This window comes from Alcanivorax sp. HI0007, from assembly GCF_001635525.1.
Taxonomy (GTDB): domain Bacteria; phylum Pseudomonadota; class Gammaproteobacteria; order Pseudomonadales; family Alcanivoracaceae; genus Alcanivorax.
Genome location: NZ_LWEJ01000275.1, coordinates 1 through 15,520, shown reverse-complemented (window position 1 = coordinate 15,520; position 15,520 = coordinate 1). Strand labels below are relative to the sequence as shown.

The window sequence follows — 15,520 nt, the reverse complement described above, 5'->3', positions numbered from 1 at the left end:
TCCGATTGATCAGGGCTGCAGGTTCAACTCGTAGATAGCTTCGTTGCCGCTGTCATCCAGCAGGGTGGCCATGAAGCTGCCACTGGCGCCGGCGACCGCGTCGGCCACGAAGTTCTTGGCGCGGTCGGTGTTGGGTACCCGGAAGACGATTTGCAGATCACTGCTATAACCCAGGATCGGTGCGAAGGACCAGTTGTTGTCGGCGGTGGGGGTTACCGGGCTGTTGGCCTGGATGTAGTTGCCGACCACCTGGCGGTTTTCGTCCGGAGATTCGATCACCACATGGTCGCCACCGGTGCCGGCAAAGTGGCCGCCGGTAGCACGGTAGTTGTTGCTGGCGATGAGAAATTCCTGGGCCGGGTCGATGGCGGCACCTTCGAACTGCAGGTCAACGATGCGGCTGCCGTCGCTGATCTTGACGCAGTCACGATCGTAGCGGGCCGGTTCGGTCACATCGATCTGGTAGCTGACGCCGTCGATGACATCGAAGTTGTAGGTGGGGAAGCCACTGAAATCCACCAATTCCTGGCGGTCGGCGGTGTCGGTGATCTGGAAGAACTGTGAAGCAGAACATTCCAGCCATTGTTCCAGTTCGGCCCCGGTTACCTTCACTGCCATCAGGGTGTTCGGGTAGAGGTACAGGTCGGCGATGTTCTTCACTTGCAGCTCGCCAGCGGGGACCACAGTAAAGCTGCTTTCCTCGGCGCAGACCCCGTCACGGTCACAGGCCTTGAACGGGGCGGCGGCGGATAATACCGGCAGGCCATCCAGCTCGGTGCCGACAATGGCGTCTTCTACATAGGCTTTCTGGGCATCGCTGACGATCTGGATGGACGGATCGTCCTTCACCACCGCCAGGAAACTGAAGATGTCGTCAGTGGATTCGCCGATCACCTGGCCCATGTAGTCCAGGGTGGCGTCGTGGTCGGGTTTCACCAGGGCGGTCAGTGCGGCATCTGCCTCGCCTTCCGGGTCCAGGGCCCGGGCTTCCACCTGGCTGTTTACCACGGTCCAGCTTTCGCCATCCTCATTGAGTGCCAGGGTCAGGTCGATGATGCCCAGGTGGCTGCCCCAGTAGCCGGGCATGACCGAAGGCACCCCCTTGATGGTGCCTTTTTCCAGATCCACGTTGGCGGTGTTGGCAAAGCTGTCCGAAGGGAACGTCAGGTGGCTGTGGCCGAACATGATGGCGTCGATGCCTTCCACGTCCGCCAGATACCAGCTGCTGTTTTCTGCCTTGGCGTCCTTCGAGTAGGCGGTAGTGTTGATGCCGGAGTGGGGAATGGCGACGATGATGTCCGCGCCTTCCGCTTTCATCTGCGGCACCAGTAACTCCGCGGTGGCCTTGATGTCCTTGGCGGTGACCTTGCCCTCCAGATTCTTCTTGTCCCACTGCATGATCTGCGGTGGCAGGAAGCCGATAAAGCCCAGGGTCAGGTCGTGGGGGTTGCCGTCCCGGTCGTAGACCGTTTTGGTGATCAGTTTGTACTGATCAAAATACGGGGTGCTGCCGTCGGCGCTGAACACATTGGCGCTGATGTAGGGGAAGGCGGCGTCGTCCACGCTTTCGGCGAGGAAATCCAGGCCGTAGTTGAATTCGTGGTTGCCGTAGTTGCCCACGTCGTAGGCCATTTCATTCATGACCTTGTAGACCGGGTGCACCTCGCCGCTGGTGAGCCCCTGCGCCTGGCGCCAGTCGCCCATGGGGCTGCCCTGGATCAGGTCACCGTTGTCGACCAGTGCAGAATTTTCCGGGTAGGTGATTTCGGCGCGGGCCTGTTTGACCAGCATGGCGGTGCGCACCAGGCCATGGCCGTTGTCCACGCTGTCACTGTAGTAGTTGTAGTCCATCACATTGGCGTGGATGTCGGTGGTTTCCATCAGACGCAGATCCACCCGTGGGCTGGTGTCCTGTTGGGCGGGGGTGTTGTCGTCATCGCCGCCGCAGCCACTGAGCAGGGCGCCGCCGGCCAGCGACAGGGCGAGCAGGAATCGCAGTGAAGCTTTCATGATGTGTCCTGTGTGTCGGGTTGGGAAAGGCGGCGCGAACGCCGCCAGGCAAGGGTTCAAGAAGAGTCAGGGGCAGTCGCTGATCACGGTGAGTGAGCTCACCGATTCCAGGCTTGGGTAACTCATGTAGAGGTCGCGCACGCCGTCCACTTCCAGGGTCTGGCCGATCATGGCCGGGTTGTTGGCGGGGCTGTATTCGGCGCGCTGGTCGGATTCCAGCTTCACGTAGACGCTGGTGCTGTTGTTCAGGTCGCCCAGCTCCAGGGCATAGGGGTCGTTGACGCCACCGATCACTTCGCCCACCACGGTTAGCGGGGTGCCCTGGCTGCTGGCGTAGGCGTCGCTTACCGACACCGCGCCGCTGCTGCCACAACTGCCGCCGCCGGTACTGCCATCCACCAGCTGCATGTCGGTGACGTACTCGATACTGGGCTCACCCATGTAGATATCACGCTCGCCGCTCACCTGCAGGGTTTCACCGATCACTGCCGGGTTGTTCTGGGGGCTGAAGTCGTTGCGGTACTGGCTTTCCAGTTTCACGTAGAGGGTGGCGCTGCCGGCGCTGTCCTCTATTTCCAGGGCGTACTCGCCGTTGATGGCCTGGGTGATCACGCCTTCCACGGTGACGGTGGTGCCAGTGGGTTCGGCCAGGGCCTCGCTGACGGACAGCACCTCCCCGCCGCCAGAGCTGCCACCGGGGCCGTTCGGGGCACCGTAGGCGCCATAGTCGAAGGTGCTGGCATCCCAGGGGTTATAGCCGCCGGAGGGGGTATTCCAGGGCTGGCCGTTGTCCGGGTCGTCCAGCTCTTCGCTGGCCATGGGAGTGGGGGTGGCGGTGCCGGCCGGGTGGGCGCTGCTGTTGAACTGGGTGTAGCTTTCCGGGGTGGCCAGCCAGTCGATCAGGTTAATGCTGAGCTGGGCGGCGTTGCCGGCATCGGTCCAGCCCGGGTAGGTGCTCTTGGTGTTGCCGTTGTCCTGGCGCTTGTACTTGGGTGAGGCATCTTCGATGGGGCTGGAGTCGCCGATAAAGGCGGCCTTGCCGGCACCGGACTTGGCGATGGCCACGTAGGGGCCCTCGGCGGTGCCGCCGAAGTAGAGCCCAGAATCCACAGCATGGCTCCAGCGGCTGGGGCTGTCGCTGGTGGAGAAATACACCAGGCCCTTGGCCCGGTTCGGGTCGGTGATGGCCAGGGTGGCGCCGCCGGCCATCAGTACCGGGCCTACGCCGGTGGTCAGCCCCTCAACCTGGCTGGCGGGTTCGATGCCGCTGGCGCCGCTGTGCCAGTCGATGGCGTTGAAGCGGAAGCGGATGCCGAACTCCTGGGCCAGCCAGCCGCTGGTGGTGCCCGGGTTACGCAGGTCGCCGTAGCTGCCGCCCACATTGAACTGGGACAGGGTGGAGCGGTTATAGCCGTTGAACACCTCGGTGCTGTCCCAGGTGTTCAGGTTGCGGTCCGCGTTGTAATGGTCGGCCACAAAGAAAATGCCCTTGCCGGCGGCCACAAAATCTTCCAGGGCTTGCTGTTCGGCCAGGGTGAAGGGACGGTTGCTTTCCGCCAGTACCAGCACATCCGCGTGACTGATGGCGGTGTAAGTGATGACCGCTTCGTTGGCGTTGCTGTTGGCGGTGGTTGGGGTGGTGTAGTCGTCCACAAACTGGATAACGCCGTCGCTGTTCTTGTCCACACCCCGGTATTCCTGCACCGTATAGCCTTCGGCCACCAGCGCATCGGCGAAGTCGGAAAAGGCGCCGTCGATCACCCAGTCCGCGTTGCCTTCGGTGCCCCCGTGGGACACGTCGAACAGCACCACCTTGCCGTTGTCGTTGGCGCCGGGGGTCTTGATGGGGGCGGGGTAGTTCCACTGGTAGGCATGGGCCGACCCCAGTGAGGCGGCCAGCAGGCCGGCGAAAAGAATGTGCTTCATGAGTGTTCATCCCTGAGCAGAAAATGGAGTGTCCAGAGGGTGGCGGCGTGACAAGTCCCGGGCGTAAAAAACCTGTGAATTTTAGGTGAATGCCGTTCGTTTTATGGCAGGGTAGGCATTACTGGCGAAAACAGGACAATCATCATGGCCCGGTCATGAGCGGGTCATAACAACGGCAATGGAGCGGTGTGGGTAAATGGAGAGGGAACATTATGAGTGCGCAGGCCAGCCCGACGGCACTGTCCTCCCTGTCGCTGGTGTCTGACAGCGACCAGGCGTTCACCCTGCGTGTCACCCTGGTCCGTCTGGCCCGGCGAACCCTGGATGTGCAGTATTACATCTGGGATGACGACACCACCGGCAAGCTGCTGATCTACCGGGTGCTGGAAGCGGCGCGCCGGGGGGTGAAAGTGCGCATGCTGCTGGATCACGCCAATCAATTGGGCCGGGATGTGAAGTGGGCGGCACTGGACGCGCACCCCAATATCGAGGTGCGTCTTTTCAACGCCTTCCATGGTCGCTACAAGCACTTCCTGCAATGGTTGCACCATGCGCCGCTGCTGAATCACCGCATGCATAACAAGGCCTGGATCGTGGATGGCGAACGGGCAATTGTGGGCGGTCGCAATATTGCCGATCATTATTTTGGCGTGAATGCGTCCACCAATTTTCGTGATCTGGACCTGTACGCCCGCGGTCCCATCGTTGCCGATACCCAGGCCGCGTTTGATTGCTACTGGGACAGCCCGCTGGCCATGCCCATGAAGACCCTGCGTCGTTACCGGGAAACGGCGGCGGATCGAGTCTGGCAGTGGTTGCGGCAATGGCGCCGCACCCTGAGGAACTATCCCTACCTGTTTCCCCAGCACGAAGCCTTCTTCACCGAATACCTGACGGCCCAGGATCGCCAGTGTGTGCAGGCCCATGCGGTGTTGCTGTTCGACAGCCCGGACAAGGCCGCCGGGGTCAAGCAGACGTTGATGGGCGATCAACTCGCCCACCTGCTGGCCCGGGACGACCATCAGGAGCTGCTGATGGAGGCCAGCTACTTTATTCCCGGCGATGCCTTTGTGGCGGAACTGGCGGAGATGAAACAACGGGGTGGCCGCGCGGCGGTGCTCACCAACAGCCTGGCCACCAATGATGTGATTGCCGCCCACGGGGCCTATGCCCGGTACCGGAATGGCTTGCTGGAGGCGGGTGTGGAGCTGCACGAATTGAAAGCCAACGCCCGTGCCCTGCACCGTCAGGTACGGTTGTTCAAGGGGCGCTCCCGGGCCAGCCTGCACACCAAGGCCATGGTGCTGGACCGGCGCGAGGTGTTCGTGGGCTCGTTCAATATTGATCCGCGCTCGGTGCATCTGAACACGGAGATGGGCTACTACGTGGCGTCTGCGGAACTGGGCCAGCAGGTCGCGGCGTTCATCGAAGAAGGCCTGGCGCCGGAAAACAGTTATCGGGTCGATAAAGAGCAGGGAACACTGACCTGGGCCGGCGATGGCCATGACGGTCGGCCGGAGGTGCACCACAACGAACCCGACGTGACCGTATGGCGACGCATGCTGGCGTGGTTGCTGTCGCTATTGCCCATTGAGCGGATGTTGTAGCGCCGGCATGCTGTGCCCGATTGCGGGTCCCCTGTAGGAGCGCCCTTCCAGGGCGCGAACGGTTCTTTCGCTCCGATTTTGTTCCACGCAAAGAATCGGGCGCCTGGCAAGGTTCGCGCCCTGGAAGGGCGCTCCTACAGCGTTATCAAAACCGCCTTTAACCCCATCCTAATAGGAGAAATTCATGCCCCAGCCGTTCTGTTTCCGTTTCCGGGTGCGCTATAACGAATGCGATGCCCAGCAGGTAGTGTTCAATGCCCGCTACGGAGACTATGTGGATCTCGCCATGACCGAGTTTATGCGCGCCATGGGCTGTGACTACAACCAGCTGTTGGCCCAGGGGCTGGATAACCAGGTGGTGAAGCTGACCACGGAGTGGCAGTCCTCGGCACGCTTTGATGAGGTGCTGGATGTGTTCGTATCCCTCACACATCTGGGCAACACCTCCTTCACTCTGGAAGCGGATATTCGCCATGCGGATGAAGGGCGCGCCATCGCCCGCGCGGAAGCGGTGTACGTGATGATGACCACGGAACCGTTTGCGAAAACGCCGGTGCCGGAGGGCCTGCGCGAACAGCTACAGGCCGGGGCACCGGGTGTGGTGGTTGATCAGAGTGGACGCCCGTAACGAAGGGAGTTACGCCTTTGCTGATCTCTCAGCGCCAGATTCCCGGCAGCGAGAGTGCTCTCGAACTGAAAGCCAATGGCCTCATCCTGCAGCACCGCCAGATATTGGCGGAGGCATTCAATATCGATTCGTGCTCGGAGCATTTGAATGCCGAAATGGGCTACTATGCGGCGTCTGAAGTAGTGGGCCAGCAGGTTGATGCCGTTACCGAAGAGGGGACGGTGATCACACCGTCGGGTTTTCGCTGTCCCGGTAGTTCGCCACACGCTACAACCCTCCTGCCGCCATGCCGGCATTGTTATTTGCTTCGCTGACTCTTCCGGCCGTCCTGTATTGAAAAGTTTTGGAGAGTGTTATGCCCCAGCCGTTCTGTTTCCGCTTTCGGGTTCGCTATCAGGAATGCGATGGCCAGCAAGTGGTTTTCAATGCCCGTTATGCGGATTACGTGGATCTTGCCATTAAGGAGTTCATGCGCGCTCTGGGGTGCGAGTACAGCCAGTTGCAGGCACGAGGGCTGGATAATCAGGCGGTGAAGCTAACCCTGGAGTGGCAATCCTCGGCGCGCTTCGACGATGTGCTGAACGTGTTTGTGTCAGTCAAGCAACTGGGCAATACCTCCTTCACCCTGGAAGCGGAGATCCTCCACGCTGACGATGGCCGCGCCATTGCGTCTTCGCAAGCGGTGTACGTGATGATGACCAACGAACCCTTTGAAAAGACACCGGTGCCGGACGACCTGCGCGAATTGTTTCTGGCCGGGGCACCGGGGAGGGTCATCGACCAGAGTGGTCGCTAGCAACTGCTTCAAACCACACGGCGCGGTACAGGGTTTGGGCTATGGCCTTCTGTACCCGCGCCTGACCGTCAGGCGCGGGTGTCACACCAACAACGCTAGTGTGTGATCTGCGACTCAGTCGCCTGCCACATCCAGCACCACTTTGCCCTTGGCGGTACGTGAGGTGAGCGCGGCGAGCGCCTGTTCGTAGTCCTCGAACGGGAACACCTGGCTGATGCGCGGATTGATCTTGCCCTGATTGAAGAGCTGCATCAGTTCCATGATGTTCTGGATGTTGGTCTGTGGCTCTTTCTGGGTGAAGGCGCCCCAGAACACGCCGACAATGGAGCAGCCTTTCAGCAGTGCCAGGTTGGCGGGGATTTTCGGAATGTCGCCGGCGGCGAAGCCGACGATCAGCAGCCGGCCGTTCCAGGCCATGTTGCGAATGGCCGCTTCGGTGAACTTGTCACCCACCGGGTCGTAGATCACGTCCACGCCTTTCGGATAACGCTGTTTGAGCGCGTCCTTCAGGTCTTCCTCGGCGTAGTTGATCAGGTCATCGGCGCCGGCCTCTTTGGCCACCGCCAGTTTCTCTTCACTGCTGGCACAGGCGATCACGGTGGCGCCCATGGCCTTGCCCAGCTCCACGGCCGCCAGGCCCACCCCGCCGCTGGCACCCAGCACCAGCAGGGTTTCCCCGGGCTGGATGTTGGCGCGCTGCTTGAGGGCGTGGTAGCTGGTGCCGTAGACCATGGAGAAGGCGGCGGCGGTGTGGTCGTTCATGCCGTCCGGCACCGGGATCAGCTGGTTTTCCGGCACCAGGATTTCTTCCGCAAAGGCACCGTAGCCGGTCAGGCCCATGACCCGCTGACCGGGTTTGAAACGCTGAACGCCTTCGCCCACGGCCAGCACTTCACCGGCCATTTCGCCGCCCGGTGAAAACGGCAGCTCCGGCTTGATCTGGTACTTGCCTTCGATGATCAGGGTGTCGGGGAAATTCAGGCCGGCGGCCTTTACCCGCACCTTGACCTGACCCTTGCCCGGCTCGGGGGAAGGGATGTCGTCGATGACCAGCGTATTCGCCGGTCCCAGTTCCTTACACAAAATCGCGCGCATGCGTTGCTCTCCCGGAATTCCGTTTTTTATGTGTAGCAGACGCTAACGCCGATGGGGGGATTAGACAAATGCATGGGGTGGATGGGGGGGAATAAAGGCGGCTTATAAAGAAGGGTAGGAGCCATGCTCGCATGGCGAATAGCCCTGAGGATGGGCTATTGCGAGCCGGTTCGCCATGCAAGCATGGCTCCTACAGAGGGGGCTTACCGATGCCCGGTGAACTCCACCACCTGCTGGAAGGTGGGGCGGTTCTGCCAGTGGATGGCAGGCACGCTGGCCAGGCCGATGGCGCGATGCTGGATCTGGTCCTGGGTTTCGTCCACGTTCCAGCTGTCCATGCTGGCGATGCCGCCCAGTTCTGCTATGGCCTGGTTGAGGCTGTTGGCCAGGGCGCTGCGGCAGGTGGCCAGGTCATTGCTGCCGGCGCAGCGCAGGGCCCGGTAGGGGCTGGCGCTGGTGCCCGCGGCCTGTTCCAGCACCCGCTCCAGATAACCGTAGTAGCCATTGTTGTAGGCGGAGCCGCCGGCACCGGGTTTGTTGTCGCGGCCCATCAGTGACAGGTTCTGGCCATCCACGTCTTCCACAGCGGTAATCTGCGGTAGCAGGATGTCGATCATCAGCGGATACCAGGCATCCATCAGGGCCACGGCGGCTTCCTCATCGTAGTTGCCGTCACCGTCCCGGTCCCGGCGCAGGGCGCCGTTGGCGACCCAGTCCTGCATCAGGCGGATGGCGCTGTCCTGGTCGCCGGTGACCGGCGCGCTTTCCAGCAACGCCAGGGCGGCAGGGACGATTTCCTGGCCGCGCAGATCTACGGTGGCGGCGTCGCCCATGGCTTCCACCATGCGCGCCCGGGTCACGCTGCCTTCCTCAACCAGTTGCTGCAGACGCACATCGAGGATGTCGTTGCGATGGGCGGAACCATAGGGCGCATGGGCGTCGGCGGCCCACCAGTCCCGGGCCGGGCGGTTGTTCCAGCTGGCCAGGTAGCCGCGCGGTGGGTTGCTCTCCTGCGGGTGTGCCTGTTGCGGGATAAAGCCGTTCCAGTCGTACTGGCCATTGCCCCAGCTGGGCAACTCCGGATGGATGCCGTTGGCCCGTTGCGGGTAGTCGCCGGAATGGAAGAAGGCGATATCCCGATCATCGATATAGAACCAGTTAAAGCTGCCGGTGGTGTTGTGGAACACGTCGTAGAAACTCTGCACGTCGTGCACATCGTTGCGGCTGGCCTGCAGGAACGGCAGGGCGGTATCCAGCTCGGCGAAGTAGGTGCTGCGCTGGCGGGTGACCGCCACGGGCAGGCCGGACACGGTGGCAAAGCCGATCACCGGGCCGTATTCCTGGGTGCGGATCACCCGGCGAGTGACCGCTTCGTTCTGACCCACTGCTTCCGGATCGGTGGAAGAGGCCAGATTCCAGCGGGCCACCCATTGCTCGTCGATCACATCGAAGGGTTTGCACTGGCCGTTGACCTGGTAGCCACCCTCACCATGGGCCGGAGACTCCGCCGGTTCACAGCGCTGCACGACGCGCACGTCGGTCAGGTCGGAGCTGCCGGAGGTGGCGCTCCAGGCGAAGTCCGGGCCGCGCCCGATGACCACATAGGGCAGGCCGGTGAAGGTCATGCCGCGGGTGTTGATGTCGCCACCATGGACGGCCATTTCCAGCAGCAGCTGGGGCACGAAATAGCTGGTCTGCGGACCGAACACGGCCAGTGGCTGGCCGCTGGCGGAATGCTCCGCATTGAGCAGCAGGGCATTGGACATGACGCTGGGGAAGCCGTCACGCAGACCCTGAATACCGGTTTCGATGGCGGCGATGCGCTGCATGGCCTGTTGCTGCTGTTGCTCGCTGAGGCTGTGCTCCCGGGTCCAGAGTGCGGGCAACTGGCGAGTGAGACTGGCCCACTGCTGTGACAGGGCCTGGCCGCCATCGTCCAGGAAGGACAGGGACAGGATGCCACCGAGTAGGTCCCCCACGGTATCCAGCAGACCACCGACCACACCGGTGCCGGGCAGGGCGGGCACATTGCCCAGGGCTTCCGGACACTCGGGCTGGCCGGGGCGGCCACAGGGAGCATGGCTGAGCGGGTCATAGCTCTGGAAGGAGCCGGCATCGAACATCACCGCGCCGGGGAACTGGCCAGCCAGCTCACCACTGAGCGGGCAGATGTCCGGCAGCGTGGGGGGGGACTGGGTGGCGAAGGATTTCGTGGTGGTCACGGACGATTCCGGATCGGTGCCATGACGCAGGTCCTTCCACAGGTCGCAGGCGATTTCCTTGCTGCCGGTCTGGGCCTCCAGGGCCTGGAGCAGCAGCACATTGTTGTGCTCGTTGCCGCCGCCGCCGGCGAAGATGCCCTGGATCAGGGTGGCGATGGCGACCACGTCTTCAATCACGAACGGTTCCAGTTGCACCCCCAGGGCCACGTATTCCACGGGCACTTGCAGCAGCCCGCTACGGGCGTCGGCCACGTACTGGTTGAGGCCGGCCACATAGTTGGTGGCATCATCGAACACCTGGGCGCCGTCATCGCCGAAACGGGCGATGGTGTTGGCGATCATGGTGGTGCGGTCCTCTTCCCGGTAGGGGGCGTTGACGGCAATGTCCTCGTCAAAGGCAAAGTCCGCCGGGCCCAGGAAGCGGGACAGCTCACCACGACCGGCGCGACGCAGTACGTCGAGCAGGAACAGGCGGTCGGCGGCGGTCACATAGCCCACGCCAAACAGGGCATCGCGACGGGAGTCACCGAAAATGTGGGGCACCCCGAAATTGTCGCGCTTGATATCCACCTGATAGCCGGCCGCATCCAGGCTCAGCTCGCTTTCCCAGTTGCCCGCGTCCGGCGCCAGCAGTGGGGCGGCCTTGAAGTAGTCGCCGAGCTGGTCATCGGTCAGCCCGGGTTCGCTGCGCACCAGGGCATCGTAGAGACCGAGCTGGTCGTCGAAATGGGGCTCCTTGCTGAGGGCCGGTACCAGGCCGGTTTCCGCCACCAGGTCGTCGAACAGGGTACTGAGCAGATCGCCCAGGCCGGGAATGTCGGCAGCCAGGTTGGCCACCCCGCCGATATCATCCTGACCCGGGGGCAGGATATTGAGAACAGTGCCGTAATCCGCAAAGGGGGCGGTGACATTGGAAGGACGCGGTTCCGGGCCCGTGGGCGTTTCCGGCGTCGATGGATTGCTGGGTGTGGGGGTGTTGCTGGCGGGTGCCGGGTTGCTGGAACCGCCGCCGCCACAGGCGGCAAGCAGGCTGGCGCTCAGCAGGGTACTGAGTAACAGGCCGGGTTTCATGGGGCTCTCCTCGGGACATTATTATTTTGGCAGGGCGAACAAGATTCGCACTAACGTCCCAAGATTGGCATTCCCGCGGGTATGAAGGGAGCCCCGGCAACAAAACAGCAAGAAAAGCCAACCGGCGGCTAATCATGTATCGGTGTGTAAAGGAGGGGGGTGGCGTTGCCGTAGGAGCGTCGCTGGCGGCGCGAACCGGAACGCAGTGCAGGTAACGCCCGACAGGGCGGCCCCTAGGTGCACGCAGTGCATAAACCCAAAATCTGAAAGACCGATTTACCACAGAGGCCACAGAGCACACCGAGGGAAAGACGGCTTTTTCTCTGTGTGCTCTGTGCCCTCTGTGGTGAAAATGCTTTTGACCCAGGCTTGGTTATCGCGCCGCGAGCGACGCTCCTACGGAGAGGGGGGTCAGATATTCTTTTCGATATGCGCCAGCACGTTGGCCAGGCGGTCGACCAGAATCTTGTTGATGCTCTTTTCCAGTACCCGGCCCAGCTCGTCACTGACCACCGCGTCGGCCAGCGGGCGGATGCGGGTGATAAAGTCGGCCAGTTTGGGCACGTCTTCGCCTTCCGGCAGGGCCTCGTCACCGTACTTCTCGTCCACCAGGTGGTGGATGATCATGCCGATGAAACGCTCGGCCAGCTTGTCCACTTCCTCGCGCACTAGGGTCACGTGGGTGAGCACCGCGTCCAGGGGGACACCGGCTTCGCTGAGTTCCTTGCCGGCGTTGTAAATGCGCGGGTAGGGAATGCGCAGGCGCATGCCCTCGGGAATGATGTAACCCAGCTTCACAGCCTTGGTCATCACTTCCGGGGTGATGTCTTCGCCGAAGTCATCCAGCAGGTCCTGGTAATCCAGGTAGGAGGGCACGCTGGGGGTCTGCCAGGAGGTGACCGCCACTTCCAGGCCGAGAATATCGTTGAGCTCGCGGCCCTGTTCCCAGGCGCTGAGCAGGTCGCGGATATTGTTCAGGGTGTAGCCGCGCTCCAGCAGAGCACCAATGATCTTCAGGCGCGCCAGATGCACATCGGTATAGATACCGGTACGTCCGCGTTTTTCCGGGGGCGGCAGAATGCCCCGATCCTGATAAGCCCGTACGTTACGCACCGTGGAGCTGGCCTCACGGGCCAGTTCGTCGATGGTAAATTCCTTGTGGTTGCCGGCTTCAGCCTGAAGCGCTCCGGTCACAGGCTGGGTGTATTTCTTCAGGCTGCGCAGGATAGCGGCGGGATTGCGGTCACTGGTTTTCATGCCAGCGATGATAGCCCGCTTTTTGCACAGGCGCCACAGCTTGCGGCGTTCGCAGGATGGCATTTCGCGCCACAAATGTGACTGCTTTCACTCAACGGTGTGCCGATCGCGGGGAAGGCGGCGCGTTTGCAGGAAGCGATGTCCGTATCACCGCCTGCAAACGGGTGGCCGGTGTCAGGGACTGATTTCCACCTGGGCCAGATTGCGGGCCAGGGACGGGGTGAAGCGCCCCAGCAATTGCATGCCACGGGCTTCCGGACTGACGGGGACCACCGCGCGGTTTTTCTCCACCGCCTCGACAATGGCCCGGGCCACCCGGTCCGGGGTGAAGGCACGGCGCTGGTAGAGCTTGTGGGCGTGCTGGCGACGGCGGTCCTGCTCGTCGTTGTCCACGCCCACAAAACGGGTGTTGCGGGTGATGGGGGTATCGATGATGCCCGGGCAGATGGCGCTGACGCCGATGTTATGGTCGCCCAGTTCGGCGCGCAGACATTCGCTGAACATCAGCACGGCACTTTTGCTGGTGGCGTAGGCGGGCAGCATGCGCGAGGGCATGAAGGCGGCGGCGGAGGCCACGTTGACGATGTGGCCGGCGCGGCCCTGATCAACCATCTGGCGAGCGAACAGGCGAGAGCCATGAATAACGCCCCACAGATTCACGCCCAGCACCTGTTGCCAATCCTTCACGCTGGTATCCAGCAGCGAGCCGGACAGGCCGATGCCGGCGTTGTTGACCACGATATCCGGTGCGCCCAGTTCCTTTTCCACCCAGTTGGCCAGGGCTTCCATGGAGCGGGTACTGCTCACGTCGCACTTGCGGCTGAGGGCATTGCCCCCTTCGGCGGTAATGATGCGGGCGGTGGCGGCGGCAGCTTCTGTGTTGATATCGGTGCATACCACCAAGGCGCCACGGCGGGCAAAGGCCAGGGCGGTTTCCCGGCCGATGCCGGAGCCGGCACCGGTGATCACCACTCGCTTGCCGCTGTCCGGGCCTTTTCGCTGCTTGCCGGTGACCTCACTGCGTTGCAGCGGGCCGGACGCGGGGGCGCCGTCAATGTGCTGAATAAAGTCACGGATCCAGTCGGCGGTCACGTCCGGGTGTTGCAGTAATGGGCCCCAGTGGCCGCAATCCAGCTCCCGGCGCCACAGCCGGTCGGTCCACTGGGACAGGTCTTCCAGCATGGCCGGGCGCACGTAGTTGTCGTCACGGGCGACGATCAGTTGCACCGGCACTTTGGTGTACCGCTCCCGGGGCTTGAGCAGGCAGGGCAGCATGTTGGCCCGATACAGTTCGATGCCATGGGTGCCGTCCTGCAGTTGGGTGGCACTGGGTTCGCTGTCCAGGTTCTCGGTGCGACGCAGCACCTGTGGCCAGGCCTTGGCCAGCCCGGCTTTCCACAGGGCCGGGGCCAGCACCGGTAGCTGGAAGGCGCCGATGTACCAGGAATGGGAAAGCTGGTTGAGCACAACGGCGATTTTCTGTTCGCGCAGCCGGGCCTTCATCCACTGGCCCACATGGTCCAGACAGGGGCCGGACAGGGTGGTGTAGGAGGCAATGCGCTGCTCGGCCCCCGGGTCGGTGACCGATTCCCAGGTCTGGATGGAGCCCCAGTCGTGGCCCACCAGATGGACCTTTTCATTCGGGCTGACCGCATCCATGACCGCATGCAGATCGTCACGCAGCTCGCGCAGCTTGTAGGCTGCCCGGCCTTTTGGCACGGAAGAATTGCCGGCACCGCGCACGTCGTAGGCGACTACCTTGAAATGCCGGCTGAGCCGTTCGGCCACCTTTTCCCAGACGTGGTTGGCGTCCGGATAACCGTGCACCAGGATTACGGTGGGGCTCTTGTCCGCACTCCAGGTACGCACAGCCAGGTTCACGCCATCACGGCTTACGGTTGTATCGTGCCACTGCACCATCAGGCTGCTTCCTCTTGATTGTCGTTATGACTGGTGTCGAGCAGGTGGACCGGGGTGGCGGTCAGCCAGCGCGGGCCCTGGTCATCCATCAGCAAAAATTCACTGCACGCAACGCTGTACGGGCCATCGCTGAGTGTCAGTTGCCACTGCCACAGCCCCTGGATCAGCGGTGCGTCATCGATGCGGTTGCCCTCCGGCAGGGTGCCGGTGAGCGGTGCCAGCCGGTAATGCTGGCGGAGGCCGGGGAAGCGGCTGGCCAGTTGCTGCGGGGTGACACCCTCACGCAGGGCCGTCGGCAGTTGCTCGCGGAACTGGCGCAGGCGGCTATGCAGGGGGGCCAGCTCGGCACTGGCGGGGCCGCTCAGGCTGGCCTTGGCGGCATGGCCGTTCTGCACCGCATCGCAACGCAGTATATAGCGCATCCCGATCCGGTAGCGGCGCTTTCCCGGTCTGTTCAGGCCAAAGCGACGGCGGGTCGGCTGTCCGGCAAAGCGCACCTTCGGCGGGCGGGCCGGATCAAACACCTGATGGGCGCGCAGCCAGTCGCGGATCAGCAGTTCGCAGTCCTGTTCGCTCATCCCCGGTTGCAGGGACGCGGCAATAATCTGCAGGCACTTGTTGGCCAGCGCCTGGCTGTGGAGATAGGGAGCCAGAGCCTGGGAGTCCGGGGTCCAGAATGCGCTCATGTGCACCTCCGCCGAATATTGTTATGAAATGGAGACTGATCATTACAGTGGGCAATGTCACGGTCAACCGGTGTGATTGGCATTCCTGCAACGGCCCGGCTTCATTTGGGTCAATGCCGCGTGACAATTCCGGTACAGGATTTTCGCGCGATCTTCACATTTTTCCTGACGCCAATTGTTAGGGTATGCGTCTGAATATGCTTCAAACATAGCGGTTGATCCGGCAAAAAGCCGGCACTAAGGAGATGAGAGTGCGCCATCAAGCCCGTCATTTACGGGGCCTGACAGCCCTTTTTGCCCTG

11 protein-coding genes are annotated in these 15,520 nt (G+C 62.5%); 4 read left to right on the top strand and 7 right to left on the bottom strand.

What is annotated here, in order from left to right:
• Window positions 1-9: 9 nt before the first annotated feature.
• Together A3714_RS16765 and A3714_RS16760 are read right to left on the bottom strand one after the other, a co-directional pair.
• On the bottom strand, window positions 10-2,010 hold the full coding sequence (locus A3714_RS16765) for a bifunctional 2',3'-cyclic-nucleotide 2'-phosphodiesterase/3'-nucleotidase (protein ID WP_063509863.1): 2,001 nt from the start codon (window positions 2,008-2,010) through the stop codon (window positions 10-12).
• Between the two features lie 66 nt (window positions 2,011-2,076).
• Window positions 2,077-3,936 (bottom strand): hypothetical protein, encoded by a 1,860-nt coding sequence (locus tag A3714_RS16760; protein WP_063509862.1) that lies wholly within the window; start codon window positions 3,934-3,936, stop codon window positions 2,077-2,079.
• A gap of 212 nt (window positions 3,937-4,148) precedes the next feature.
• Here A3714_RS16760 and A3714_RS16755 point away from each other — a divergent pair, with 212 nt between their 5' ends.
• From A3714_RS16755 to A3714_RS16740, 4 genes are all read left to right on the top strand, one after another.
• The gene (locus A3714_RS16755) at window positions 4,149-5,543 is read left to right on the top strand and encodes a phospholipase D family protein (protein ID WP_063509861.1); all 1,395 of its coding nucleotides are present in this window, start codon (window positions 4,149-4,151) and stop codon (window positions 5,541-5,543) included.
• 184 nt (window positions 5,544-5,727) lie between these two features.
• The gene (locus tag A3714_RS16750; protein ID WP_063509860.1) at window positions 5,728-6,171 is read left to right on the top strand and encodes a thioesterase family protein; all 444 of its coding nucleotides are present in this window, start codon (window positions 5,728-5,730) and stop codon (window positions 6,169-6,171) included.
• A 17-nt stretch (window positions 6,172-6,188) separates the two neighbouring features.
• Window positions 6,189-6,485, top strand: coding sequence for a hypothetical protein (locus A3714_RS17810; RefSeq protein ID WP_156493066.1), 297 nt, complete (start codon window positions 6,189-6,191; stop codon window positions 6,483-6,485).
• A gap of 41 nt (window positions 6,486-6,526) precedes the next feature.
• Window positions 6,527-6,967, top strand: a complete 441-nt coding sequence (locus A3714_RS16740; RefSeq protein ID WP_063509858.1) for a thioesterase family protein — start codon at window positions 6,527-6,529, stop codon at window positions 6,965-6,967.
• Between the two features lie 114 nt (window positions 6,968-7,081).
• Here the strand turns inward: A3714_RS16740 and A3714_RS16735 are convergent, their stop codons facing one another.
• The 5 genes from A3714_RS16735 to A3714_RS16715 form a co-directional block, all read right to left on the bottom strand.
• Window positions 7,082-8,062, bottom strand: coding sequence for an NADPH:quinone oxidoreductase family protein (locus A3714_RS16735; RefSeq protein ID WP_063509857.1), 981 nt, complete (start codon window positions 8,060-8,062; stop codon window positions 7,082-7,084).
• Window positions 8,063-8,265: 203 nt separating this feature from the next.
• The gene (locus tag A3714_RS16730) at window positions 8,266-11,355 is read right to left on the bottom strand and encodes a penicillin acylase family protein (protein WP_063526191.1); all 3,090 of its coding nucleotides are present in this window, start codon (window positions 11,353-11,355) and stop codon (window positions 8,266-8,268) included.
• A 411-nt stretch (window positions 11,356-11,766) separates the two neighbouring features.
• Window positions 11,767-12,675, bottom strand: a complete 909-nt coding sequence (locus tag A3714_RS16725) for a MerR family transcriptional regulator (protein ID WP_231866182.1) — start codon at window positions 12,673-12,675, stop codon at window positions 11,767-11,769.
• 111 nt (window positions 12,676-12,786) lie between these two features.
• Complete coding sequence (locus A3714_RS16720; RefSeq protein ID WP_063508623.1) at window positions 12,787-14,532, bottom strand: SDR family oxidoreductase; 1,746 nt, start codon at window positions 14,530-14,532, stop codon at window positions 12,787-12,789.
• Window positions 14,532-15,218: a M24 family metallopeptidase gene (locus A3714_RS16715; protein WP_063508624.1), complete on the bottom strand. Its 687-nt coding sequence runs from the start codon at window positions 15,216-15,218 to the stop codon at window positions 14,532-14,534. The genes A3714_RS16720 and A3714_RS16715 overlap by 1 nt, the downstream gene beginning before the upstream one ends.
• Window positions 15,219-15,520: the final 302 nt, after the last annotated feature.

Bases quoted from the DNA above. Each gene is read 5' to 3' on its own strand.
- A3714_RS16715 (WP_063508624.1), bottom strand. From the start codon at position 15,218: ATGAGCGCATTCTGGACCCCGGACTCCCAGGCTCTGGCTCCCTATCTC.
- A3714_RS16760 (WP_063509862.1), bottom strand. From the start codon at position 3,936: ATGAAGCACATTCTTTTCGCCGGCCTGCTGGCCGCCTCACTGGGGTCG.
- A3714_RS16750 (WP_063509860.1), top strand. From the start codon at position 5,728: ATGCCCCAGCCGTTCTGTTTCCGTTTCCGGGTGCGCTATAACGAATGC.
- A3714_RS16730 (WP_063526191.1), bottom strand. From the start codon at position 11,355: ATGAAACCCGGCCTGTTACTCAGTACCCTGCTGAGCGCCAGCCTGCTT.
- A3714_RS16725 (WP_231866182.1), bottom strand. From the start codon at position 12,675: ATGCCATCCTGCGAACGCCGCAAGCTGTGGCGCCTGTGCAAAAAGCGG.
- A3714_RS16735 (WP_063509857.1), bottom strand. From the start codon at position 8,062: ATGCGCGCGATTTTGTGTAAGGAACTGGGACCGGCGAATACGCTGGTC.
- A3714_RS16740 (WP_063509858.1), top strand. From the start codon at position 6,527: ATGCCCCAGCCGTTCTGTTTCCGCTTTCGGGTTCGCTATCAGGAATGC.
- A3714_RS16720 (WP_063508623.1), bottom strand. From the start codon at position 14,532: ATGGTGCAGTGGCACGATACAACCGTAAGCCGTGATGGCGTGAACCTG.
- A3714_RS16755 (WP_063509861.1), top strand. From the start codon at position 4,149: ATGAGTGCGCAGGCCAGCCCGACGGCACTGTCCTCCCTGTCGCTGGTG.
- A3714_RS16765 (WP_063509863.1), bottom strand. From the start codon at position 2,010: ATGAAAGCTTCACTGCGATTCCTGCTCGCCCTGTCGCTGGCCGGCGGC.